Annotated in this window: 21 protein-coding genes; 8 read left to right on the top strand and 13 right to left on the bottom strand. The window is 64.6% G+C overall.

What is annotated here, in order from left to right; translation table 11 throughout:
* The 8 genes from flgJ (at position 1) to DXK93_RS30405 (ending at position 12,252) form a co-directional block, all read left to right on the top strand.
* Positions 1-978, top strand: a complete 978-nt coding sequence (flgJ, locus tag DXK93_RS30440) for a flagellar assembly peptidoglycan hydrolase FlgJ (RefSeq protein WP_054456676.1) — start codon at positions 1-3, stop codon at positions 976-978.
* A 70-nt stretch (positions 979-1,048) separates the two neighbouring features.
* Positions 1,049-2,716, top strand: coding sequence for a flagellar hook-associated protein FlgK (gene flgK, locus DXK93_RS30435; protein ID WP_119452087.1), 1,668 nt, complete (start codon positions 1,049-1,051; stop codon positions 2,714-2,716).
* A 47-nt stretch (positions 2,717-2,763) separates the two neighbouring features.
* Positions 2,764-4,011, top strand: a complete 1,248-nt coding sequence (gene flgL / locus DXK93_RS30430) for a flagellar hook-associated protein FlgL (RefSeq protein ID WP_119452086.1) — start codon at positions 2,764-2,766, stop codon at positions 4,009-4,011.
* Between the two features lie 141 nt (positions 4,012-4,152).
* Positions 4,153-6,042: a methyl-accepting chemotaxis protein gene (locus DXK93_RS30425; protein ID WP_119452085.1), complete on the top strand. Its 1,890-nt coding sequence runs from the start codon at positions 4,153-4,155 to the stop codon at positions 6,040-6,042.
* Between the two features lie 100 nt (positions 6,043-6,142).
* Entirely contained in the window at positions 6,143-7,993 is a 1,851-nt protein-coding gene (locus DXK93_RS30420) for a methyl-accepting chemotaxis protein (protein ID WP_119452084.1), read from the top strand.
* A gap of 29 nt (positions 7,994-8,022) precedes the next feature.
* Positions 8,023-8,490 (top strand): hypothetical protein, encoded by a 468-nt coding sequence (locus tag DXK93_RS30415; RefSeq protein WP_119452083.1) that lies wholly within the window; start codon positions 8,023-8,025, stop codon positions 8,488-8,490.
* A 139-nt stretch (positions 8,491-8,629) separates the two neighbouring features.
* A complete protein-coding gene (locus DXK93_RS30410; RefSeq protein ID WP_054456682.1) occupies positions 8,630-10,363 on the top strand; it encodes a methyl-accepting chemotaxis protein in 1,734 nt (577 codons plus the stop codon).
* Positions 10,364-10,656: 293 nt separating this feature from the next.
* On the top strand, positions 10,657-12,252 hold the full coding sequence (locus DXK93_RS30405; protein ID WP_054456683.1) for a PAS domain-containing methyl-accepting chemotaxis protein: 1,596 nt from the start codon (positions 10,657-10,659) through the stop codon (positions 12,250-12,252).
* Positions 12,253-12,306: 54 nt separating this feature from the next.
* On the opposite strand, the gene fliR is transcribed toward DXK93_RS30405, so the two are convergent.
* The 13 genes from fliR to DXK93_RS30340 form a co-directional block, all read right to left on the bottom strand.
* Complete coding sequence (gene fliR / locus DXK93_RS30400) at positions 12,307-13,095, bottom strand: flagellar biosynthetic protein FliR (protein ID WP_119452082.1); 789 nt, start codon at positions 13,093-13,095, stop codon at positions 12,307-12,309.
* A gap of 34 nt (positions 13,096-13,129) precedes the next feature.
* Positions 13,130-13,399: a flagellar biosynthesis protein FliQ gene (gene fliQ / locus DXK93_RS30395; protein WP_008163193.1), complete on the bottom strand. Its 270-nt coding sequence runs from the start codon at positions 13,397-13,399 to the stop codon at positions 13,130-13,132.
* Between the two features lie 19 nt (positions 13,400-13,418).
* Entirely contained in the window at positions 13,419-14,210 is a 792-nt protein-coding gene (gene fliP, locus DXK93_RS30390; RefSeq protein ID WP_054456685.1) for a flagellar type III secretion system pore protein FliP, read from the bottom strand.
* A 27-nt stretch (positions 14,211-14,237) separates the two neighbouring features.
* The gene (gene fliO, locus DXK93_RS30385) at positions 14,238-14,561 is read right to left on the bottom strand and encodes a flagellar biosynthetic protein FliO (RefSeq protein ID WP_119452081.1); all 324 of its coding nucleotides are present in this window, start codon (positions 14,559-14,561) and stop codon (positions 14,238-14,240) included.
* A 10-nt stretch (positions 14,562-14,571) separates the two neighbouring features.
* Positions 14,572-15,114: a flagellar motor switch protein FliN gene (gene fliN, locus DXK93_RS30380; RefSeq protein ID WP_119452080.1), complete on the bottom strand. Its 543-nt coding sequence runs from the start codon at positions 15,112-15,114 to the stop codon at positions 14,572-14,574.
* On the bottom strand, positions 15,107-16,114 hold the full coding sequence (gene fliM / locus DXK93_RS30375) for a flagellar motor switch protein FliM (protein WP_119452079.1): 1,008 nt from the start codon (positions 16,112-16,114) through the stop codon (positions 15,107-15,109). The genes fliN and fliM overlap by 8 nt, the downstream gene beginning before the upstream one ends.
* Positions 16,115-16,116: 2 nt before the next feature.
* On the bottom strand, positions 16,117-16,743 hold the full coding sequence (fliL, locus tag DXK93_RS30370) for a flagellar basal body-associated protein FliL (protein WP_054456689.1): 627 nt from the start codon (positions 16,741-16,743) through the stop codon (positions 16,117-16,119).
* Positions 16,744-16,913: 170 nt separating this feature from the next.
* Positions 16,914-18,308 (bottom strand): flagellar hook-length control protein FliK, encoded by a 1,395-nt coding sequence (locus tag DXK93_RS30365; RefSeq protein WP_119452078.1) that lies wholly within the window; start codon positions 18,306-18,308, stop codon positions 16,914-16,916.
* Positions 18,309-18,332: 24 nt separating this feature from the next.
* Entirely contained in the window at positions 18,333-18,782 is a 450-nt protein-coding gene (fliJ, locus tag DXK93_RS30360; protein WP_054456691.1) for a flagellar export protein FliJ, read from the bottom strand.
* Positions 18,775-20,265, bottom strand: a complete 1,491-nt coding sequence (fliI, locus tag DXK93_RS30355; RefSeq protein ID WP_054456692.1) for a flagellar protein export ATPase FliI — start codon at positions 20,263-20,265, stop codon at positions 18,775-18,777. Before fliI ends, fliJ begins: the two co-directional genes overlap by 8 nt.
* Positions 20,262-21,005, bottom strand: coding sequence for a flagellar assembly protein FliH (fliH, locus tag DXK93_RS30350; protein WP_054456693.1), 744 nt, complete (start codon positions 21,003-21,005; stop codon positions 20,262-20,264). The genes fliI and fliH overlap by 4 nt, the downstream gene beginning before the upstream one ends.
* Positions 20,998-22,008: a flagellar motor switch protein FliG gene (fliG, locus tag DXK93_RS30345; RefSeq protein ID WP_054456694.1), complete on the bottom strand. Its 1,011-nt coding sequence runs from the start codon at positions 22,006-22,008 to the stop codon at positions 20,998-21,000. The genes fliH and fliG overlap by 8 nt, the downstream gene beginning before the upstream one ends.
* Positions 21,998-22,673: flagellar M-ring protein FliF C-terminal domain-containing protein (locus DXK93_RS30340; protein WP_305000461.1), on the bottom strand; the 676-nt coding region annotated here is incomplete at its 5' end. The genes DXK93_RS30340 and fliG, both read right to left, overlap by 11 nt.

The raw sequence follows: 22,673 nt of genomic DNA, 5'->3' as shown, positions 1-22,673 counted from the left end.
ATGGCGTACACCAATGATGCGGCGCGCGGCGCCAGCCGGCAGGATTCGGTTTTCGACATGGGCCGCCTGTCTGACCTGAAGCGCGATGTCAAAAAGGATCCTGAGGGGACCGAGCAGCAGAAACAGGTTGCCAAGCAGTTCGAGGCCCTGTTCCTGCAGATGATGGTCAAGCGCATGCGCGAGGCGACGCCCAAGGAAGGGCTGTTCGACTCGCAGCAGACGCAGATGCTGCAGTCCATGGCGGACGAGCAGCTGGCCCTGCATCTGGCGTCGCCTGGCATCGGCCTGTCCGGCGCCATTCTGGCGCAGATGCAGCAGGGCAAGCCCGGCGAGTTGGGCGCGGATGCTGTCAAGCGCCTGGGAGAGGGCGCGGACCTCGATTTCCGCGCCGCTGGCTCGCGCGAAGTGTCGGCATTGCTGAATGTGATGCGCAATAACAGCGCGCAGAACCGGGCGCTGGCCGCTGCGGAAGGCGCGCCCGACCACGTGGTCGCCTTCGTGTCCAAGATGTCGCGCGCAGCCAATCTCGCTTCCCAGCAAAGCGGCGTGCCGGCCCGCCTCATCATGGGCCAGGCGGCGCTGGAGTCGGGCTGGGGCAAGCGCGAGATCAAGCACCAGGACGGCAGCACCAGCTACAACCTGTTCGGCATCAAGGCGGGATCCAGCTGGAAGGGGCAGGTTGTCAACGTACTGACTACTGAATACGAAGACGGCGTGGCGAAAAAGGTGACGCAACCTTTCCGCGCCTACGCGTCCTACGAGGAATCGTTCGCGGATTACGCCCGTCTGATCGGCAACAGCCCGCGCTACGAGGCCGTCACGCAGGCCCGCAACGAGATCGAGGCGGCGCGCCGGATCCAGGACGCGGGTTATGCGACGGATCCCCAGTATGCGCAAAAGTTGATCGGCGTGATGAGCCAGCTGCGGGGCGCGGCATCCAAGGTGGAAATTTCTCGCCAGATGTTGGAAGGACTCTAAATTCGGATCACCTCCTGCCGTTAATTGGATATCCAGGTATATCAGCGGTTAAATACGGGGCATTGTCAGCATGAATATGTATAAATTGGCGCTGGGCGGGCTGAACGCCGCTCAGGCAGGGCTGGCCACCACCAGCCACAATATCAACAATGCCACCACGGTCGGTTACAACCGCCAGCGCGTCATGGTTTCGACTGCCGGTGCCCAGGCGACCAGCAACGGCTACATAGGCCGAGGCGTGCAGGTCGACACGGTCGTGCGCAGCTACGACAGTTTCCTGTACAAGCAACTGGTCGGCGCTCAGGGCAGTGGCGCCCAGTTGCAGACGCAATACAACCAGGTTTCGGCAATCAACAACCTGTTCGCCGACCGCACCGTCGGCATCGCGCCGGGCCTGACCAATTTCTTCACCAGCATGAATGCGGTGGCCAGCAAGCCTGCCGACCCTGCCGCACGCCAGGATTTGCTGGGCAAGGCCAATAGCCTGGCCACCCAGATCCGTTCGGCCTACACCGAGATGCAAAACCAGCGCATCGGCCTGAACACGCAGATCACCACGACGGTCGAGCAGGTCAACAGTTATCTGACGCGTATCGACGATCTGAACCAGCAAATCTCGCTGGCTACGGGCAAGGCGGGCGGCAGTCCTCCGAACGATCTCCTGGATCAGCGTGATCAGGCCGTCATGGAACTGAATCAGCTGGTAGGCATCACCACCTACGAACAAGGCGACAAGATCAACATTACGTTGGCCAACGGTGGCCAGGCGCTGCTATCCGGCAACACCATCTATCCGTTGCAAGCGGTGGCTGCCTCCAAGGATACGGGGCGTACCGCCATTGCCTACACGCTGCCGGCCGGCTCTGGTAAGACGGTCGCCGTGGAGCTGGACGATGCGGAAGTGACCGGCGGGTCGCTGGGCGGCCTGCTGCAGTTCCGCGCGACTTCGCTGGATGTCATGCAAAGCCAGCTAGGTCAGATGGCCGTCGGCCTGGCGCTGTCCTTCAACGAGCAGCACAAGCAGGGCCTGGACCAGAACGGCAATCCCGGCACGGACTTCTTTGGCATCGGTTCGCCGCAGGGCGTACCGAATGCGCAGAACAAGAGCAACGCGTCGCTTTCGGGTCAGTTCACGAACCTGAATAACATCAACGCCAAGGAATACGAGATTTCCTTCGACGGCACGAACTACCGCGTGCTGCGCATGCCGGAAGGTTCGCAGGTCTACAACGGTCCGGCCACCGGGACGCCGGGCACGCTAAATCTCGACAGCGAGATGGGTGTGACCCTGACCATCAGCGCGCCGCCCCAGGCTGGCGACAAATGGTCGCTGGCACCCACGCGCGATGCGGCACGCGATCTTACCGTTCTGATCTCCGATCCTTACAAGATCGCGGCGGCCGACTTAGAAGGCGGTGACGCCAACGGCAAGAACGCGCTGAAACTGGCTCAGCTGCAGAACAGCAAGGTGCTTGGTAATGGCACGATGAGCGTGAACGATATGTTCGGCCAGGTGGTGAATACGGTTGGGGTGCAAACCGCTCAACTCAAGTCCGCGGCGACCGCGCAGGCAAACCTGATCACGCAGAAGACTGCGGCGCAGCAGGCTGTCTCGGGCGTCAACCTGAACGAAGAATACGTCAGCCTGTCGCTGTACCAGGAACAATATCAAGCCAGTGCTCGCATCATTGACGTGGCCAGCACCATGTTCGATACGCTGCTGGGTCTGCGCGGCTGATCGGATCGTTGAATCGTGACCAATAAAGAAAATTTCGGAGCTTCACCATGCGCCTGAGCACCTCGATGATGTACTCGAACGGCCTTAAGGGCGTTCTCTCTCAGGAATCCGATATGAACCGCCTGGTTGAACAGGTCGGTAGCGGACGCAAGAACCTGACTCCGGCGGATGATCCCCTGGCCGCTGCGTTGGCCATTAGCGTGGCTCAGACGCAGAGCATGAACAATACGTATGGCATGAACCGCCAGACCGCCAGCACGAATTTGGGGCAGGAAAGCAATACGTTGACGGCGGTGACAAACGCCTTGCAGGAAGCGCGTACGCGTATCGTGCAGTCGGGGGGGGTGCTCTCCGATAGCGACCGCCAAACCTTGTCCACTGCGCTTAAAAGCACCCGTGATGCCTTGTTGGGGCTTGCCAATACTACGGACGGCAATGGCCAATATCTGTTCTCGGGCAACGATGGCAGCGTGGTGCCATACTCCAAGGATGCGACTGGCAAGATCGTTTATAGCAATTCGGTCGGAGAGCGGACCATTCAGGTGGACCAAAGCCGCCAACTGTCCAGCAGTGATCTGGGCAAGGACATTTTCGGCCGCGCCAATCCAGGTTCGCAAGCGTTTGTCACTTCAGCAGCTGACTCGAATACCGGCACTGTCGAGTTCGGCCCGGCATCTGTGACACCAGGTTCGGCCAATGTGGGCAAGAAGTTTGCCGTGCAGTTTGAAACCGACGCAGCTACCGGAACGATTGGCTATCGGGTCACGACGACGAATCCCGACGGTACCAGCGCGACCGTGCCTGCTGTGGGATCGCCTGCGACGGCTTACTCCGATGGCACCACGATCAATCTGGGCAGCGGTGTATCCGTATCGGTCAATGGCGCCCCGCAGGCGGGTGACGTGATCAACGTCGAAAGCGTCCAAGCCGCCGACATGGACGTATTCGCCACTCTGGACGATGTCATCGCTGCCTTGGACGCGCCTAGCTCCGGCGACCCCGTGGCGACCGCCAAGCTGAAAAACGCTTTGGCGACGGCCAACAAGAAGCTGGCGAACACCTACGACAACGTTCTCACGGTGCAGGCTTCGGTCGGCGCCAGGATGAACGAACTGGACGCACTGAACTCCACGGGTACGCAGAAAGGCCTGTCTTACTCGAAGTCTCTGTCTGATCTGGAAGAACTGGACTACTACCAAGGCGCCAGCCAGCTCGCGTTGCGCCAGGTCGCGCTGCAAGCGGCGTCGGCAGCATTCATGACCATCCAGGGATCAAGTCTGTTCAGCCGCAAGTAGCAATGCGGTAGGTTCAAAAGCGCGCCATCGGGTGCGTAGGGTTGCGCCTTTGCGGACGCTACTGGCCAGGGGCCGGGGCGTCCGTGTGTGCGTGCAGAGTAGGAAATAGTCGTTTCACATTGCTTAACGCTCGGATATTCCATGCTTGTCAACTTGAAAGTCCGCACCTGTCTCGTTCTGGTGTTGCTGCTCTTCACGGGCGCCATGTTCATCTCAAATGGCGTGGCGTGGATGGGGCTGAACTCGAGCAATGAGAAGCTGGAGCGGGTCAACGACGCCTATTCCACGCAGGCCTCGCAGCTGAACCGGGCCTACATCCTGTTCCTGCGCGGCCGCTTGCTGTTGGCGACGTCGCTGATGGATCTGCAGCAAGGAAAGACCGAACAGGCGACTTCGCAGGCCAAGCGCGCGGAAGGTTTGATGCAGGAAGGCGCTCAGGCGCTGGACGCATACCGCAAGGCACCGCGCCTGGAAGGCTCGGAGGCTTTGAATCAAAAGCTGGAAGGCGCCTACAAGCAATTCAGCGACGTGGTCAGGCGTCAGGCGGCCGCGTTGTCGACCATGGCGGTGCAGGACTACCTGGATCTGAACGACGCGGGGAGCGCGGCGAACACGGCTCTGAGAGAGGCCGTCGGCGGCGTGCTGGCGCATATCGACTCCAGCACCGATGAGCTGGTGGTGCAGGCCGAAGCGGCCCACGGCGTTTCGCGCACGGTCACGATAGTCATGCTGGCGATCTCCCTGGCCTTGGCATTGGGCTGCTGGCTGTTCATCAGCCGGACCGTGCTGCGCCCGTTGCGGGAAGCGGGCGACCATTTTGAAAAGATCTCGGGCGGCGATTTCACCGGTCGCATCGACGTGCGCAGCACCAACGAGATCGGCCAATTGTTTGGCGCTATCAAGCGTATGCAGGAAAGCCTGACCCGCACCGTGGCGCTGGTGCGCCGTGGCGTGGACGAGATAAACGTGGGCTCGCGCGAGATTTCCGCCGGCAACACGGACTTGTCCAGCCGCACCGAGCAGCAGGCGGCCTCGCTGGAGGAAACCGCGGCGTCGATGGAAGAACTTGCGTCGACCGTGAAGCAGAACGCGGACAATGCGCGCCAGGCCAATCAGCTGGCGGCCAGCGCGTCCGACGTGGCCGAGCGCGGCGGTTCGGCGGTGTCGGAAGTGGTCAGCACGATGCAAGGCATTTCGGCCAGCTCGCGCAAGATCTCCGAGATCGTGTCGGTGATCGACGGCATTGCCTTCCAGACCAACATCCTGGCGCTGAATGCGGCGGTGGAAGCAGCGCGCGCGGGTGAGCAGGGCAAGGGCTTTGCCGTGGTGGCGGGTGAGGTTCGCTCGCTGGCGCAGCGCAGCGCCCAGGCGGCCAAGGAAATCAAGGGCCTGATCGAGGATTCCGTGAGCAAGGTCAGTGCGGGCTCGCAGCAGGTGGAGCGTGCCGGCGCGACGATGCAGGAGATCGTGGCCTCGGTGAAGCGGGTGACCGACATCATGGGCGAGATCTCGGCGGCGTCCGAAGAACAGTCCAGCGGCATCGACCAGGTGAACCGTGCCGTATCGCAGATGGACGAGGTGACGCAGCAGAACGCGGCGCTGGTGGAAGAAGCGGCCGCGGCCGCGGGTTCCCTGCAGGAACAGGCGCAGCGCCTGGCCGAAGCGGTGGCCGTGTTCAAGATCAATGCGGGCGAAGTGATCGAAGTCCCCGCGCAGCAATTGGCATCGCAACGCAGCGCGCCCCGCATGCCGGCGCCGCCCGCACAGCCGCAGGCTGCGGCAGGCAAGGTGCCCGCCGAACCCGCTAACGCTGAAGCGTCTCAGCCGGCGGAACCTGCACCCAAGGCGGCGCCTGCGCCACGCCTGACTCAGGTCGCCCGGCCCAAGCCAGCGGCGGAAGCGGCCACCACCGTTCGTCCGCTACGCCGGCCAGCCAGTCGCCCGGCGAGCGCCAAGGACGCCGCGCCTGCGGCGCCAGCCTCCAGCCGGCGCCCAACGCCTGCGGCGGATGACGATTGGGAGTCTTTCTGACGGAGGGATCCGTCAGCGCAGCACAGGCAGTAAAGCTACCCCCCCTATTTACGGCCTGGCGGCAAGAGTGCCGCCGGGACGACTACCGGAATATACGGAAATGTTTAGCAATCTGAAGGTGCGTACGGGCTTGATGCTTGCCCAGTTGGCCGTAGCGCTGGCCGCGCTGGTTTCCATCGTCCTGGGCTGGAACAGCATGCGTTCCAACTCCGAGGCGATCAATGCACTGGATAGCTTGAGCGTACAGCAGGCGAATCTGATCAAGGACGCTTACACGCAGATGCTGCGCGCGACCATACGCGCCGACATCGCTGCCGCGCAGCGGGCCACGGGCGACGCCAATGGCGCCAGCGAGAACACCCGTACGGTGCAACAGCTGGTCGCCGACGCCAAGAAGAAGATGGAGACCTTCAAGGCCATCCCGAAGACCACGGCGGTAGGAAAGAGCGCCGAGGGTGACCTTCTTTCCTCGTTCAACGGCTTTGCAGACGCATTGCAATCCATGATGTCGGCGTTGGACAAGGGCGATTCGGCGGCTTACCTGGATTTGAAAAACACCAGGGCCGGCGCCGCGAGCGGGGCGTTCTCGAAACAACTGGGCGAATTCGCCAAAGACATTACCTCCTACAGCGAAGAGATGGTGTCGTCCTCGCGCTCGCAGGCGGCGACGATGGCCATTGTGTACGCCGCGTTGGCGGTGCTGATCGTGGCGGTATGGCTGGGCGCCTTCCTGTTCATGAATCGTGTCGTTCTGCGGCCTTTGCGCGCTGTCAGCGACAGCTTCGACAAGATCGCCGGCGGTGATCTGACCGTCCGCGTAGACGTGACCTCGACCAACGAGATCGGCACGTTGATGGCTGCGGTCAAGCGCATGCAGGAAAGCCTGACTCGTACCGTATCTGCGGTGCGCCGTGGCGTGGACGAGATCAACGTGGGCTCGCGCGAGATTTCCGCCGGCAATACGGACCTGTCCAGCCGCACGGAAGAACAGGCCGCTTCGCTTGAGGAAACCGCGGCTTCGATGGAGCAACTGGCATCGACCGTGAAGCAGAATGCGGACAACGCGCGCCAGGCCAACCAGCTGGCGGCCAGCGCGTCCGACGTGGCCGAGCGCGGGGGTTCGGCGGTGTCGGAAGTGGTCAATACCATGCAGGAAATCTCGGCCAGTTCGCGCAAGATCTCCGAGATCGTGTCGGTGATCGATGGCATTGCCTTCCAGACCAACATCCTGGCGCTGAATGCGGCGGTAGAAGCGGCCCGCGCGGGTGAGCAGGGCAAGGGTTTTGCCGTGGTGGCGGGCGAAGTGCGCTCGCTGGCGCAGCGCAGCGCCCAGGCGGCCAAGGAAATCAAGGGCCTGATCGAGGATTCCGTGTCCAAGGTCGGCGCGGGTTCGGAGCAGGTGGAGCGCGCCGGCTCGACGATGCAGGAGATCGTGGCCTCGGTGAAGCGCGTGACGGACATCATGGGCGAGATCTCGGCCGCTTCCGAGGAACAGTCCAGCGGCATCGACCAGGTCAACCGTGCCGTGTCGCAGATGGACGAGGTGACGCAGCAGAACGCGGCGCTGGTGGAAGAGGCTGCCGCGGCCGCGGGTTCGCTGCAGGAACAGGCGGAACGCCTGGCCGAAGCGGTGGCTGTGTTCAAGGTCAATGCGGGCGAAGTGATCGAAGTCCCCGCGCATCAGTTGGCGGCTCAACGTCCGGCGGCGCGCGTGGCTGCCCCGGTCGCGCCCGCAGTGCAGGCGGACGCGCCCGCGGCGGAGGCCAAGGCAGTGCCGGCTGTGCGCTTGACGCATTCCGCCCGGACCAAGCCGGCTGCGGCTGAAGGGGCGACAGCGGCGCGGCCGCTGCGCCGTCCCACGGTACGTCCGGCTGCTGCACCGGCGGCCAAGCCCGCCGCGACGGCTGGCCGCCGATCAGCGCCTGCGGATGACGACTGGGAATCTTTCTGACACCGGCGTTGCCGGTAAATGGGTAGGGTATGCGAGGCTATATACATCTTCTGGCGACGGCCGTGGTGGCGGTTCTTCTGGTCGGCTGCGCGGCGTCCGGGCACAATTTCGACCCGGACAAGCTGTCGACCTTGACCCCTGGGCAAACGACGCTGGAAGAGGCTTCACGTGCACTGACCGCCCCGCCCGACAAACTCTACAAGCAGACCGACGGTACGCTGCTCGCGCTCTGGGCCTTCAAAATCACCTTCGTCGCGGACGGCTTGTACAGCCGCAAGGAAGCGCTGCTGCAATTCGGTCCGGACGGCCGACTGCTGCGCCTCGTCGACAGCACCAATATCTTGCTGGAACCCTGGGAACGCCAGAAGCTGCTGGGACCCGCGCCTATGCCTGACCTGCGTCAGGACATGGCGCCGCCCGCCGCGGCCCCCGAGGTGCAGACCATCTACATACCGGGTCCGGGTGAATCGGCCGGATTGCAGCCTCAGGGCAAATAGCGCCCTGTAGTCCAGCGGGGAGCATCGCGGCGCGAGCCGCGATGTACGTCGCCCGGAGTGCATGTCTCGTGTAACAAGGCATGTCCATCGGGTGGTTTTTTATTTGGTCAGAGTAGTTCCTGAGGGATGGGGAAATAATATGGAAGCGAGTCTCGAGTCCGGTACGAAGTCCGGAAAGGTCGGCAAGAAGAAGGCCGCGCGCGCACCCAAGGTGAAGCGCAAGCTGCGGTTGCGCGATGCCCGCGTCGGCACCATGTTGCTGTGGGTCATGGCGTTCTTCGCCGTGTTGATCGCGGCGGTGGGCGGTCTGGCCGCGTATTTCCTGCAGAACAACTATGAGTCGATTCGCGAGGTCAATGCACTGACCGAACGTTCGAAGCAGGTCGAAGTGATCAACAGCGACATGTTGCGCGCGCGGGTTGCCTTGATGGTCGCCGCGCGCCACCTGCAGGAATCCGGCTGGGGCAGCGGCGAGAACTCGGCCCGCGATGCCGCGGCGGCCTTGAAGGGCGCCACGGACCTGCTGACCGGCGTGCGCAGCCGTTTCGCCGATTTCCAGAAGAACATGCTGCAGGACGATACGGGCCGCCAGCTGTCCATGAACCTGGTCCGTCGTTATCGTTCCTACATCGACGACGGCGTGGATACCATGGTCGAAGCCCTGCGCAGCGAAGACTATTCCACCTTCTACATGGTGAACAACGAGTACGGCACGCCGCGCAGCGCAGCCTTCATCGAGGCGCTCAGCGAGTTTGGCAAGTACATCGGTGACCAGCAGCAAGCCACGATCGAAAAGGCCGAAGCCAATTTCAACCTCGCCATGGTGGCGGTGGGTGTCGCGGTCGGCCTGGCTGTGCTGCTGATGATTCTGGCGCGTCTGGTGTTCGGCCGCCTGGTGGTGCGCCCCTTGGTGGAAGCCGGCCAGCATTTCGACAAGATTGCAGCCGGAGACCTGACCAGCCGCGTGGAAGTGCGTTCTCACAATGAGATCGGCCAGTTGTTCGCCGCGCTCAAGCGCATGCAGGAAAGCCTGACCCGTACCGTATCCGCGGTGCGCAGCGGCGTGGACGAAATCACGGTGGGTTCGCGCGAAATCTCGGCGGGCAACACGGATCTGTCCAGCCGCACGGAAGAGCAGGCGGCTTCGCTGGAGGAAACCGCGGCGTCGATGGAAGAACTTGCGTCGACCGTGAAGCAGAATGCGGATAATGCGCGCCAGGCCAATCAGCTGGCGGCCAGCGCGTCCGATGTGGCCGAGCGCGGCGGTTCGGCGGTGTCGGAAGTGGTCAGCACGATGCAAGGCATCTCGGCCAGCTCGCGCAAGATCTCCGAGATCGTATCGGTGATCGACGGCATTGCGTTCCAGACCAACATCCTGGCGCTGAATGCGGCGGTGGAAGCAGCGCGCGCGGGTGAGCAGGGCAAGGGCTTTGCCGTGGTGGCGGGCGAGGTTCGCTCGCTGGCGCAGCGCAGCGCCCAGGCGGCCAAGGAAATCAAGGGCCTGATCGAGGATTCGGTGAGCAAGGTCGGCGCGGGCTCGCAGCAGGTAGAGCGTGCGGGTGCGACGATGCAGGAGATCGTGGCCTCGGTGAAGCGGGTGACCGACATCATGGGCGAGATCTCGGCCGCTTCCGAAGAGCAATCCAGCGGCATCGACCAGGTGAACCGTGCCGTGTCGCAGATGGACGAGGTGACGCAGCAGAACGCGGCGCTGGTGGAAGAGGCGGCCGCGGCCGCGGGTTCGCTGCAGGAGCAGGCCCAGCGCCTGGCCGAAGCAGTGGCCGTGTTCAAGATCAACACGGGCGAAGTGATCGAAGTTCCTGCGCACCAGTTGTCAGGCGGTTACGCCGCGCCGACGCTGACGCAGGCTTGATGCCCGTCGTCTGACGTCAGTAACAGGACCGCGGCCGCGCTGATGCGCGGCCGCGGTCCATATGCTTTGCGCCTTGGCGTGCGCAAATTCATGCGCACGTTAAGTTTTCGAAAATTTGGTCGTTAACAACAATAACGCCTGAAAAGGGCGGTGAACAGTGTTCGAAAATGCGGGGCCGTGCCGTCCCGGAGCCTGACGAACCTGGCGGGGGAACACGTCTATGCGGGGCGTCAGATCCGGTTTGCTCGCCGATATTCATTCGCTGCTCGACATGATGTATCCGGAGGCAAGCTGTGCGCGTCAACCTACCCGTCCACAATGTAGAAACCAAGCTGCGCGAGGATCAATACCTGATCTCGCGTACTGATACCAAGGGCCGGATCGTCTATGCGAACCCGGCTTTTGTCGAAGTCAGCGGTTTCTCCCGCGAAGAACTCATCGGCAAACCGCACAACATCGTGCGCCATCCCGACATGCCGCCCGAAGCCTACGAAGACCTGTGGGAAACGCTGCAGGCCGGAGAGTCGTGGCTGGGCCTGGTGAAGAATCGGCGCAAGGACGGCGGTTACTACTGGGTGCTGGCCAATGCAACGCCCATCGTCGAAAACGGCGAGGTCGTGGCGTATTCCTCGGTACGGGTGCGCCCCTCCGAAGAACAGATCGAAATGGCTGAGGATTTGTATGCCCGAATTCGCGAGGGCACGGCCAAGGGCGTGCGCATCCTGCGCGGGCGTCCCGTGCGGGCGGGCTGGCGGCGCGGCGTGGACGTGCTGGCATTTCCATTCCGGCGCAATGTCCGCAGCCGCATGCTGCGCCACGCGCTGCTGTCATCCGCAATCATGGCTGGCGCGGGCATTTACGGCCTGCGGGCCAATTGGGCGGAACTGGGCACCTTGGGCGCGAGCGTTGGCTGCGCGGCCATTGCGCTGGGCGTCATCGCCATCTTTGGCATGGGCTGGCGCCTGTCGCGCTCGCTGCTGGATCCGATGGTGGATGCCGCCAATATGGCGCGTCAGGTGGCCGCGGGCAATCTGACCACGCAGATCGTGGCGGATTCCGACGATGAAGTCGGAAGTTTGAAGTTCTCGTTGGAAGTGATGCGCAAGAGCCTGATCGGGATTGCACAGGACGTGTATCGCGGCATTGAAGGCACGACCCATGCCGCAGCGCATATCGCGCGCGGCAACCAGGAACTCGCGGGTCGTACCGAAGGCCAGGCGGCGTCCTTGCAGCAGACCGCGGCCAGCATGGAACAGCTGACGTCCACGGTGCGGCAGAACGCCGACAACGCGCGTCAGGCCAACCAGCTTGCGGCCAGCAGCATGGAAGTGGCGCGCAAGGGCGGCGTGGCGGTCGGGCAGGTGGTCAGCACCATGCACGGCATTTCGGACAGCTCCCGCAAGATCGCCGATATCGTCAGCATCATCGAAGGCATCGCGTTCCAGACCAACATCCTGGCCCTGAACGCCGCTGTGGAAGCGGCCCGCGCCGGGGAGTCCGGCAAGGGCTTCGCGGTGGTGGCAGGCGAGGTCCGCAGCCTGGCGCAGAAGAGCGCGCAGGCAGCCAAAGAGATCAAGGGCCTGATCGAAGACTCGGTGGAACGTGTGACCGAGGGCTCCCAGCAGGCCGAGCAGGCGGGAGCGACGATGCAGGACATCGTGGCCGCCGTGCATCGTGTCACCGACATCATCGGCGAGATCTCGCAGGCTTCGCAGGAACAGTCCAGCGGCATCGAGCAGGTGGATACGGCGGTGTCGCAGATGGACGTGATGACGGTGCAGAACACCGCGCTGGTTCAGGATCTGGGTGGCGCCGTGATGCAGCTGGGCAACCAATCCGGCGCGCTGCGCGAGACGATCCGGGTGTTCCGCCTTACCGGGCAGCAGTAAACGGAAACGGGCGGTGTCACGCACCGCCCGGCATCCACCACTACCAGTCCAGTCCTATTTGCCCGCCAGAGCGTCGGCGACCCGGCTCATCGCCGTGAGCCCAGATTCGAACAGCGATTCCAGGAAGGGCCCGGCGTGCGGCAGCACGACCGTCAGAATGGTGACGCCGATGATGAGCGTTACGGGAAAGCCGATAGAGAACACTGACAGCTGCTGCGCCGCGCGATTCAGGATGCCCATGGCCAGGTTGATGGTCAGCAGCGCGCAGATCAGGGGCAGGGCCAGCAACAGGCCCGATACGAATATGGTCTTGCCCCATTCCACCACCACGCCAAAGCCGTTCTGATGCAACTGGATCATGGCGACGGGCAAGGTGTCGAAAGAGCGAACCAGCGCGGCCAGGACCAGCAGATGGCCGTCCAAGGCCAGAAAAGTCAGCATCGCAATGATGTTGAACAGGCGCGACAGCACCGCGGTATTGGCGCCGGAGCTCGGATCGAAGAACGACGCGAACGACAGGCCCATCTGCAGACCGACGAATTCGCCGGCGGTCTGTACGGCGGCGAATACCAGGCGCATGGTGAATCCCAGTGCGATGCCGATCAGCACTTGCTGCATCACCATCCACAGTCCGGCAAACGAGCCGGGCGCGATGGGCGGCACGGGATCGAGCGCCGGACTGATCGCGACGGCCAGCACGAAGGACAGTCCTACCTTGACCTTGATGGGAATCAGCGATTCGGAGAACAGCGGGGCGGTGCCCACGAGCGCCAGGATGCGCACGAACGGCCAGAGAAACTGGCCGATCCAGCCGTTGAGCTGCTCGAGCGTGAAGGCGATCATGGGGGAATGTCCGGTGTCCGGCGGCGGGCGCCGCTCAGGACACCAGCATGGGGATCTGGCCGATCAGCTGCCGTATGTAGTCGACCATGACGCCAATAAGCCAGGGGCCCAGCAGCACCAGCACGCCGCACATGGCCAACAGCTTCGGAATGAACGACAGCGTCATTTCGTTGATCTGCGTGGCGGCCTGGAAGATGCTGATGACCAGACCGACCACCAGTGTCACGAGCAGCAAGGGCCCGGCCATCGCCAGCACAATTTTCATCGCCTGGTAGGTCATGGTCATGACGGTTTCGGCGGTCATGGCGATTTTCCTCCAGGCGTTATTGGTAGAAGCTCTGGGCCAGGGAGCCCATGAGCAGATTCCAGCCGTCGGCCAGCACGAAAAGCATCAGCTTGAAGGGCAGGGCCACCGTTACTGGCGGCACCATCATCATGCCCAGCGCCATCAGTACGCTGGCGACGACCAGGTCGATGATGAGAAAGGGGATGAAGATGGTGAAGCCGATCTGGAACGCGGTCTTGAGTTCGCTGGTGATGAACGCCGGCACCAGGATGCGCAGGGGCACCTGAGTAGGGTCTTCCAGCGCCGGCTGCTTGGCCAGGTTGGCGAACAGCGACAGATCGTTCTCGCGCGTCTGGTGCAACATGAAGGTGCGCAGCGGCGCGGCGGCACGCTCGACTGCAGCCTCGAACTGGATCGAGCCTTCGGACAGCGGCTTGTAGGCGTCGGTGTAGATCTTGTCGAACACCGGCGACATCGTATAGAAGGTCAGGAACAGCGCCAGGCCGATCAGCACGTGGTTGGGCGGCGACATGGCCGTGCCCATGGCGCTGCGCAGCAGGCCCAGCACGATGATGATGCGGGTGAAGCCCGTCATCATCAGCAGCGCGGCAGGCAGGAACGACAGCGACGTCATCAGCAGCAAGGTCTGCATGCTGAGCGAATAGGTTTCGGAACCGTTCGGACCCGGCGTGGCGGTCAGCGCTGGCAAGGTGGCCTGCGCGACGACACCCGCGGGAAACAGGGTAAGGCCCAGCAGGGCGGCGGCGCCGAGCAGGTGCAGTGCGCCGGGCCGGGCGCGGACGGGTGTCGTGCTTGTGGGCAAACTCATGGGTGTCGCTTGGAGGGCGCGGCAGCGCTAGCGGCGCTTGAGCGCCTGGCCCAGCTTGGCCGCGAAGGCGGCCGCGGGCAAGGTCGAAGCCTCCGGCAACTGGCCGGCGGGCAGGGTATGCAGGGTATTGAGCTGGTTCGGGCCGACGCCCACCACCAGCCAGGTGTTCTCGAATTCCACCACCACGATGCTCTGGCGCGGACCGACGGGCAGGCTTGCGACCTGCCGCAGCAGGTTGCCGCCGCCGCGTTGTGTCAGCCCGGCGCGGCGCGCCAGCCAGGCCGAGGCCAGGATGGCGGCCACGACCAGGATCAGGCCGGCAACGACGCGCAGGAGGGCGGTATCGTCCATGGCGCCAGGGTCAGCGGCGGTTGTTCAAGCGGTTGATCCGCTCGGACGGCGTGATGATGTCGGTCAGGCGGATGCCGTACTTGTCTTCCACGACCACGACTTCGCCCTGGGCGATCAGGTAGCCGTTGACGAAGATGTCCATCGGCTCGCCTGCCAGGCCGTCCAGCTCGACCACGGAGCCCTGACCCAGCTGGAGCAGGTTCTTGATGGTCAGGCGGGTGCGACCCAGCTCGACCGTCAGCTGGACGGGTACGTCCATGATCAGGTCGATGTCGGCGCCAGCGCCGCCGGCGGTGCCGGCCAGGGGTTTGAATACGGATTGGGCGGCAGATTGGGCGGCTGCGGCAGGAGCGGCAGGCGCCGCCGCTGCGGGGGCCGGCGCGGCAGCGGGTGCCGCCGCACTGGTCTGCTCGGCCATGGCGGCCGCCCAGTCGTCCTGGGGCTTCAGGCCGTCGGCCTGGGTGGGCGGATTGGCGCGGGATTGTTCGGCGAGCGCGTCGGCCCAGTCGTCGGCCGGGGACGAGCCGGTACCGGGCTCGTTCTTGTCAGTCATGGTCAGAGGCCTCGTTGGATTCTGTATCGTGGGTAAACATGTTCTGTACGCGCAGGGCGTACTGGCCGTTGAAGACGCCGTAGCCGCATTCCATCAGCGGCACGCCGTCGACGCTGGCGACTATGGTTTCGGGTACGGTCACGGGGAGGACGTCGCCGACCTTCAGGCTCATCAGTTCGCGGATCGACGAGGGGATGCGGGCAAATTCCGCTACCACGTCGATGTCGGCGCTACGTACCTGGCGCGAGAGCTGCTGCGCCCAGCGCTGGTCGACTTCTTCGAGCGTGGTTTCCTGCAGCGGGCGCGTCAGCAGATCGCGCACCGGTTCGATCATGGAATAGGGCAGGCAGATGTTCAGGTCGCCGCCGGTCGCGCCGAATTCGATGTGGAACGAGGTGACGACCACCACTTCATTGTTGCCGGTGATGCTGGCGAACTTGGTGTGCATCTCCGAACGCACGTACTCGAATTCGATCGGATAGACGGGATCCCAGGACTTGCCGTAGCTTTCCAGGGTCAGGTTGAGCAGGCGCCGGATGATGCGCTGTTCAGTCGTGGTGAAGTCGCGGCCTTCGACGCGCGTGTGGTAGCGGCCATCGCCGCCGAACAGGCTGTCGATGACCAGGAACACCAGGTTCGGGTCATAGGTGAAGAGGGCCGTGCCGCGCAGGGGCTTCATCTGAATCATGTTCAGATTGCTCGGCACGGGCAGGTTGCGTTCGAAATCCGCGTACTTCTGGATCTTGATCGAACCTACGGTGATGTCCGCGCTGCGGCGCATGAAGTTCAGCAGCACGTGGCGCATCTGCCGGGCGAAACGCTCGTTGATGAGCTCCAGCGTCTGCATGCGGCGGCGTACGACGCGCTCGGGCGAACTCAGGTCGTAGGCGCGGGCGCCGGCGTTCGGGTCCGTGGCGCTAGCTTTGCTGTCGCTTTCGCCGGTGACGCCCGCCAACAGCGCATCAACCTCGTCCTGCGAAAGAAATGCCTCGTAGGCCATGCTTATTGCACCACGAACGCCGTGTACAGTACGTCGGTGACGTACTGGCCGTCCGGCAGGGGCGAGAAGGGGCGATTCACGGCCTGCTTGATGGCGTTGGCCATGTCGGTCTTGCCTTGCTGAGTCTGTACGCCGGTGGGCGATTGCGACGACAGCACCATCAGGATGCGGCTGCGCACTTCAGGCATGTACTTTTCGAGGCGCGTGCGGGTTTGTTCGTCGCTGACGCGCAACGTCAGGCCCACGTGCATGATGCGTTCCGTATCAGGATTCTGCAGCGTGACGGTGAAGGGTTCGATCGGTACGAAGATCGGCGCGGGCACGGCGACCGGGTTGGCCGGCGGCGCGACAAAGGTGGTCGGGGCTGCTTGCGGGCCTTGTTCGGGTTGGCCGGGCTGACCGGGTTGGCCAGGTTGCCCTGCCGGCACCTGACCGACGCCGAGCTGCACGGTTGCGCTGTTCTGCGGCTGCATGCGTTGGGTGATGAACCAGGTTGCGCCGGCGCTGGCCGCGGCAACGATGAGCAGGACCAGGATTGCCAGCAAGGGGCGAAGAATACGGCCCATGCCGCCGGAGCGGGAAGAAGGCGCGCCGCGCGCAGGCATGGGTGAAGGTTTGGAAGTCGCCATCTCGGTGTCGATGCGTGTTTTGCCGCTGATGAAAACGGGTTCTTAGTGGATGAAAGCATTCTGCCCCAAATGCCGCTTCCGCTTGGAGGCGAAAAACAGGGCGAAAGCCGCGTATCTCAAGCTATTGCTGCACCGCCCGCAGCCGTGGCCGGGAGCGATGCGTTGCTTTGTCAGGCGAAGGTGTCCACCAGCGCGTTGGCGTTGCGCGGGGCCGTTACCGCAGCCGGTGCTTCAGCCACGGCTTCGGCGCCAGTCTGGGCGCCTCCGGCATGGCGTTGCGAGCTGTTGCCGCCTTGTTGCGCGAACTCCTGTTGGGCGGCTTGTTCACCCACGCTGGTCTGCCCCAGCGAGATGCCGGCCTGGGCCAGCGCCTGCTGCAGTTGCGGGATGGCGGTTTCGATCGCCTGGCGTACCGAGGCGTGGGCCGACACGAACGAAGCGCTGGCGACGCCGTCCGACAGGTTCAGGCTGACGCGCAGCGGGCCGAGATCGGGCGGATCGAGGCGCAGTTCGGCAGTTTGCATGCCTTGGCGCGCGTTGTGGCTCATCATGACGACCTGTTGGCCGAGCTCCGTGCCCCAGTGGGTGCCGCCGACGGGAGTGGCGACTTGCAGCACGACCGGCACGACCGGAGCGGCGACCGCTGCAGGGTTTGCAATGGGAGCGGTGGCAGGACGCTGCGCGGCTGCGGCAAGCGCCTGGGCCAGATGGTCCTGGGCCGAGGCGCCATGCTGGGGTGCCTGGAATTGCTGTTGCGCGCTGGCCAGGGCAGGGGTCTCGTCGGTCTGTTCTGGCATGGTGCCATGGTCCGCGGCGGGGCGTGCGTCGCGCGCGGGACGGGGCAGCGCGACCTCCGCAGCGAGTCGCGGCGTTTCGGCCTTGACGGGCGCGGTAGCGGCCGGGGTGCGGACCGGCGTTTGCGCGACGGCCGCGGCGTCAGTGCCGGGCTTGGCTGCCGCGGTGACGACCGGTACGGCGATTTCTGCCTCGCGGGCGGCCAACGCGGCGGCAGCCTCTGCCTGCGGAGCGGTCAGGCCGACAGCGCCAGAGGCTGCGATGGCAGCGGCCTGCGCCTGCGTCGCGGGTGCCGCGTCGGCGGCATTCAATGCGGCGGTCAGAACGGCGGCGCCGCTGCTCATCGCTGCGGCGGCAGCGGTGGCGTTGCCGCGCGCGAGCTGCACTTGTTCTGCGGCCTGGGCCGCGATTTCGAGGGCTTGCTGCGGGAGTATGACCGCGGGTTGAGCGGCCGCAACGGCGAGTGCGCCTGCCTCGGCCTGCGCGGCGGCTTGCACCGCCTCGTCGATGGCGCCGGCGGCGGCGCCTTCGGCGCGGGCGGCTGGGTCGCTGGATGTCTTGCCATCAGCCGGCGTCTTGGAGCCGTTGTTCGCGGGGCGCGAGTCGGCGGCCTGGTTGGGGCGTTGTTGCGCGGGACGCTGCTGGGCCAGCACGTCGGAGAAGCTGGGGCCCTTCTTGTTGTTTACAGGCGCGCTCTTGGCGCCGAGCGCGTCGGCGATCGACGAGGGTGCGGCGGGCGCGATGGAGGGCAGGGGCAGGGGAGCGTTCATCTGGGGCTTCCTGTTAGGTATTGCTTAATGCATGCCGGTCTGGCGCTGGACCAGACGGGCGGAATATTCATCGTTGGCGCGCTGTTCGCGGCGGGATTCCACCACGGCCTGGGCGCGCAGTTCGCGCTGCGCCAGGGCGTCGTAGGAGTTGAGCTTGCGCTTTTCCTGTTGCCAGTAGAGCCGGCCCTTGGCGAGGTTGTCGTCGGCTTGGCGCAACACGCCTTGTTGTTGGCTGATGGCGTCGTCCAGCGTGCTGATGAAGCGCTGGTAGTTATGGCAGTCGCTGGCGGACATTCCGCTGGTCATTGCCTGTTGCAACCGTTCCAGGTAGTCCTGACGGTAGTCGTGCAGCATGGACAGCTGGCGTTCGGCGTTGGTGCGTTCGGCGCTGAGCCTGCCGAGGAGGCGGGCGGCTTCGTCCGTGCTCTCTTTGGCCAGGTTGATCAGCATGTCCAAAGGCAATTGGCTAGGCATAAGCGTCCCTCAATTCGAAACTGGCGCGCAATTGGCTGACGGCGGCTTCATAGCCGACGTTTTCGCCGATGTCTTGTTGCAGGAAGGCTTCCAGGCGTGGATAGCGGGCGATGGCCTCGTCCAGCTGCGGATCGTTGCCGGCAGCGTAGGCGCCCACCGCGATCAGATCGCGGTTGCGCTGGTAGCGCGACAGGCTTTGCTTGAAGCGGCGCACCACGGCGAACTGCTCGGGCGTGATCAGCGAAGTCATGGCGCGCGAGATCGACGCTTCGATGTCGATGGCCGGGTAATGGCCTGCTTCGGCCAGGTGGCGCGACAGCACGACGTGGCCATCCAGGATGGCGCGAGCCGAATCGGCGATCGGATCCTGCTGGTCGTCGCCTTCGGCCAGCACGGTGTAGAAGGCGGTGATCGAGCCGGCCTTGCCGGATGGTCCAGGCGCGCCCATGCCGGCGCGCTCGACCAGCGTCGGCAGCTTGGCGAAGACCGAGGGCGGATAGCCCTTGGTTGCCGGCGGCTCGCCGATGGCCAGCGCGATCTCCCGCTGCGCCATGGCGTAGCGGGTCAGCGAATCCATGATCAGGAGCACGTCCAGGCCCTGATCGCGGAAGTGTTCGGCCAGGCGCGTGGCGTAGGCGGCGCCTTGCAGGCGCAGCAACGCCGACACGTCCGCCGGCGCAGCCACCACGACGGAGCGCGCCAGGCCCTCCGGGCCCAGGTTGTGTTCGATGAATTCCTTGACTTCGCGGCCACGTTCGCCGATAAGGCCGACGACGATGACGTCGGCCTTGGTGTAACGGGCCATCATGCCGAGCAGTACGCTCTTGCCGACGCCAGACCCTGCGAACAGGCCCATGCGCTGTCCGCGGCCGACGGTGAGCAGGCCATTGATGGCGCGCACGCCGGTGTCGAGCACCGTATCGATGGGGGCGCGGGATAGCGGGTTGATCGGTTGGGCGGACAGGGGGGCCAGTTCGGCGCCCGTGAGCGGACCAAGTCCGTCCAGCGGGCGGCCGGCGCCGTCCAGTACCCGGCCCAGCAAGGCGTTGCCCACCGGCAGGTGGCGGCCCAGCTGCGGCTTGGCGTTGCCGTTCAGTTCGGCCTTGCGCGGCAACGGGATCTGGCGTTGCACGGGGGGCTCGCCAGGCACGACGCGGGCGCCGGGCGGCAGGCCCGAGATATCAGCCTGCGGCATCAGGTAGAGCGTGTGGCCGTCGAAACCCACGACTTCGGCATCCGCCCAGTGGTCGTGGCCGCGAGCGATTTCGATGCGGGCGGCTGCTCCGACGGGCAGACGCAGGCCGGTCGCGTGCAGCACCAGACCTGTGGCGCGCGTAATCTTGCCGCTGACGAGCCACGGATCGGTCGAGCCCGCGCGGATGGAGCCGATTTGCAGTTGGGTCTGCCAGCGGTCGATGACCGGAACCGTAGTAGCGGACGCAGCCGGTTGGCCGGGCTGGAGGGAGGCCGGATTGGCGCTCACACCGGTTCCTCCCAGGATACGTTGCGGCCCAAGGAGGCCGCGACCCGGCGCCAGCGCGTCTGCAAGGTGGCGTCGATGTCACCAAAGGGCGTTTCGGCGCGGCAGCCTCCGCGCGAGATGGACTCATCGGCCAGGACGCGCCAGTGGCCTTCCTTGAGCTCATCCGCCAGATGCAGGCGGATCAGTTCGATGTCTTCGGGGTTGGCCCACAGGCGCATCTGGCCGCCGGCGGTGGGGTTGATGTGCAGCACTTCCCGCACCGCGTTGATAACGGTTTCCGGCTGGTCTGCGAGCGTGGTGCGCACTACCTGCTGGGCGATGTCCAGGGCGAGGGTCAGCAGGCCCTGGCCCATTTTTTCTTCGAGCGAGCCGAGGGAAGCGGCGCAGGCTTCGACCAGCGCATGCAGGCGCTGTGCTTCCGCGGCGCCCTGTTCACGCGCCTGGACGAGACCTTCTGCGTAGCCTTGTTCGCGGCCGGCGGCCAGGCCGGCTTCGTAGCCAGCCTGTTGGCCAACTTCCAGGCCGGCGGCATGGCCCTGCGCGTGGCCTTCCTCGCGGCCTTCGACAAGCGCCTGGGCGCGCAGCTGGGCCATCACCACTTCGGGATCCGGTCCGGGGTCGGGTTCGGGTTCCGGCTCCGCCTCGACGACCGCGGGCTCGTCGAACGACAGCATCTGCCAGCGCCGCCAGGCGGCGCTGCGCGAGATGAGCGTCGTGGCGCCGCTGTCCACCTCAGACATAGGTGTCGTCTCCCTGGTTGCCCAGGACGATCTGGCCGCTTTCGGCCAGGCGACGCGCGATCTGCAGGATCTTCTTCTGCTCGGTCTCGACCTTGGACATGCGGATCGGACCTTGCGCGTCCAGGTCTTCGCGCAGCATTTCGGCCGCGCGGCTGGACATATTGCGCAGGAACTTGGCGCGCAGCTCTTCCGGCGCGCCCTTGAGCGCAACCATGAGCGTGTCGTTGTCGATTTCCTTGAGGATGAGCTGGATGGCGCGATCCTCGACGTCGAGCAGGTTGTCGAAGACAAACATCTCGTCGATGATCTTCTGTGCCAGATCGTTGTCGCGCTCGCGCAGGCTGGCGACCACAGTTTCTTCCTGGGTCGAGTTCATCATGTTCAGGATCTCGGCCGCGGTGCGCACGCCGCCCATCTTGCTGCGCTTTGCGCCCTGGCCGGCCAGGACCGAATTCAGGACTTCCGTGAGCTCGGACAGCGCTGCGGGCTGCACGCCGCCGAACGTGGCGATACGCAGCATCACGTCGTTGCGCAGGCGGTCCGTCAGGAGCGCCAGTACGCCGGCGGCGCGGTCGCGCTCCAGGTGCACCAGGATGGTCGCGATGATCTGCGGGTGTTCGTCGCCGATAAGTTCGGCCACGGTGTTCGGATCCAGCCAGTTCAGCGCATCGATGCCGCTGCCGCCTTCGCCGGCTTCCAGGATGTCTTCGATCAGGCCGGCTGCGCGGTCGCTGCCCAGTGCCTTGGTCAACACGGTGCGGATGTAGTCGTCCGAGCCCAGCGTGACGGCCATGAATTGGTCGGCCTCCTGGCGGAACTCTTCCAGTACCACTGCAACGTCGCTGCGCGTGACCTGTTTCAGGCTGGCCATGGCGGCGCCGACCTGCTGGACTTCACGGGCGCCGAGGTATTTGAAGACCTCGGCCGCCGCATCTTCGCCCAGCGACATCATCAGCACGGCGCTGCGCGTCATGCCGTCCAGCGGGGTGGAATCATTTTTCATCTTTATTCATCCAGGTGCGCAGAACCATCGCGACGGCGCGCGGATCCTTGTTGGCCATCGTGCGGGCGCGTTCCAGGTTGTCCTGGTAGCGGTCCACTTCCTTGGCGCGGGCCGCGTCCTGGGCCTCGCGTGCAGCTTCGATGCGTTCGGCTTCAGCCTGTTCCGGATCGACCGGCGGGTAGAGGTAGTCGCCCACCGTGCGGCGCAGCAGGCGATACAGCCACAGTGCCAGCACGCCACCGACCAGCCAGGCCAGGATCGTCTTGAACAGCGAGATCATTTCCGGATCGCGCCACATCGGCACCGGCGGCGGGCCATCGTTGAACTGACTGTTGACCAGGTTGAGCGAGTCGCCACGGGTCTCGGAGTAGCCCATGGCTTCGCGCACGAGGTTGGTCAGCTTGTTCAGCTCTTCGGCCGGCAGGGGCTGCAGTTCGCCGTCTTTGTCGCGCATGTAGTTGACCACCACGGCCACCGACAGGCGCTTGAGGTTGCCTACCGGCTGCTTGATGTGGCTGATCGTGCGATCCACTTCGTAGTTGGTGGTGGCGTCGCGGCGTTCGTTGAGGTTGCCGGTGGCCGCTTGCGTGCTGGTCTGCTGCTGGGCGTTGGCCGGTTGCTGCGGCTGGCCGGGGCGGGGCGGCTGCTGTCTCTTATACACATCT

The sequence above is a fragment of the Achromobacter sp. K91 genome, assembly GCF_003576205.1.
Lineage (GTDB): Bacteria > Pseudomonadota > Gammaproteobacteria > Burkholderiales > Burkholderiaceae_B > Achromobacter > Achromobacter aegrifaciens.
Note: the sequence above shows the minus strand (reverse complement) of the source record. Positions and strands in the feature narration are given on the sequence as shown.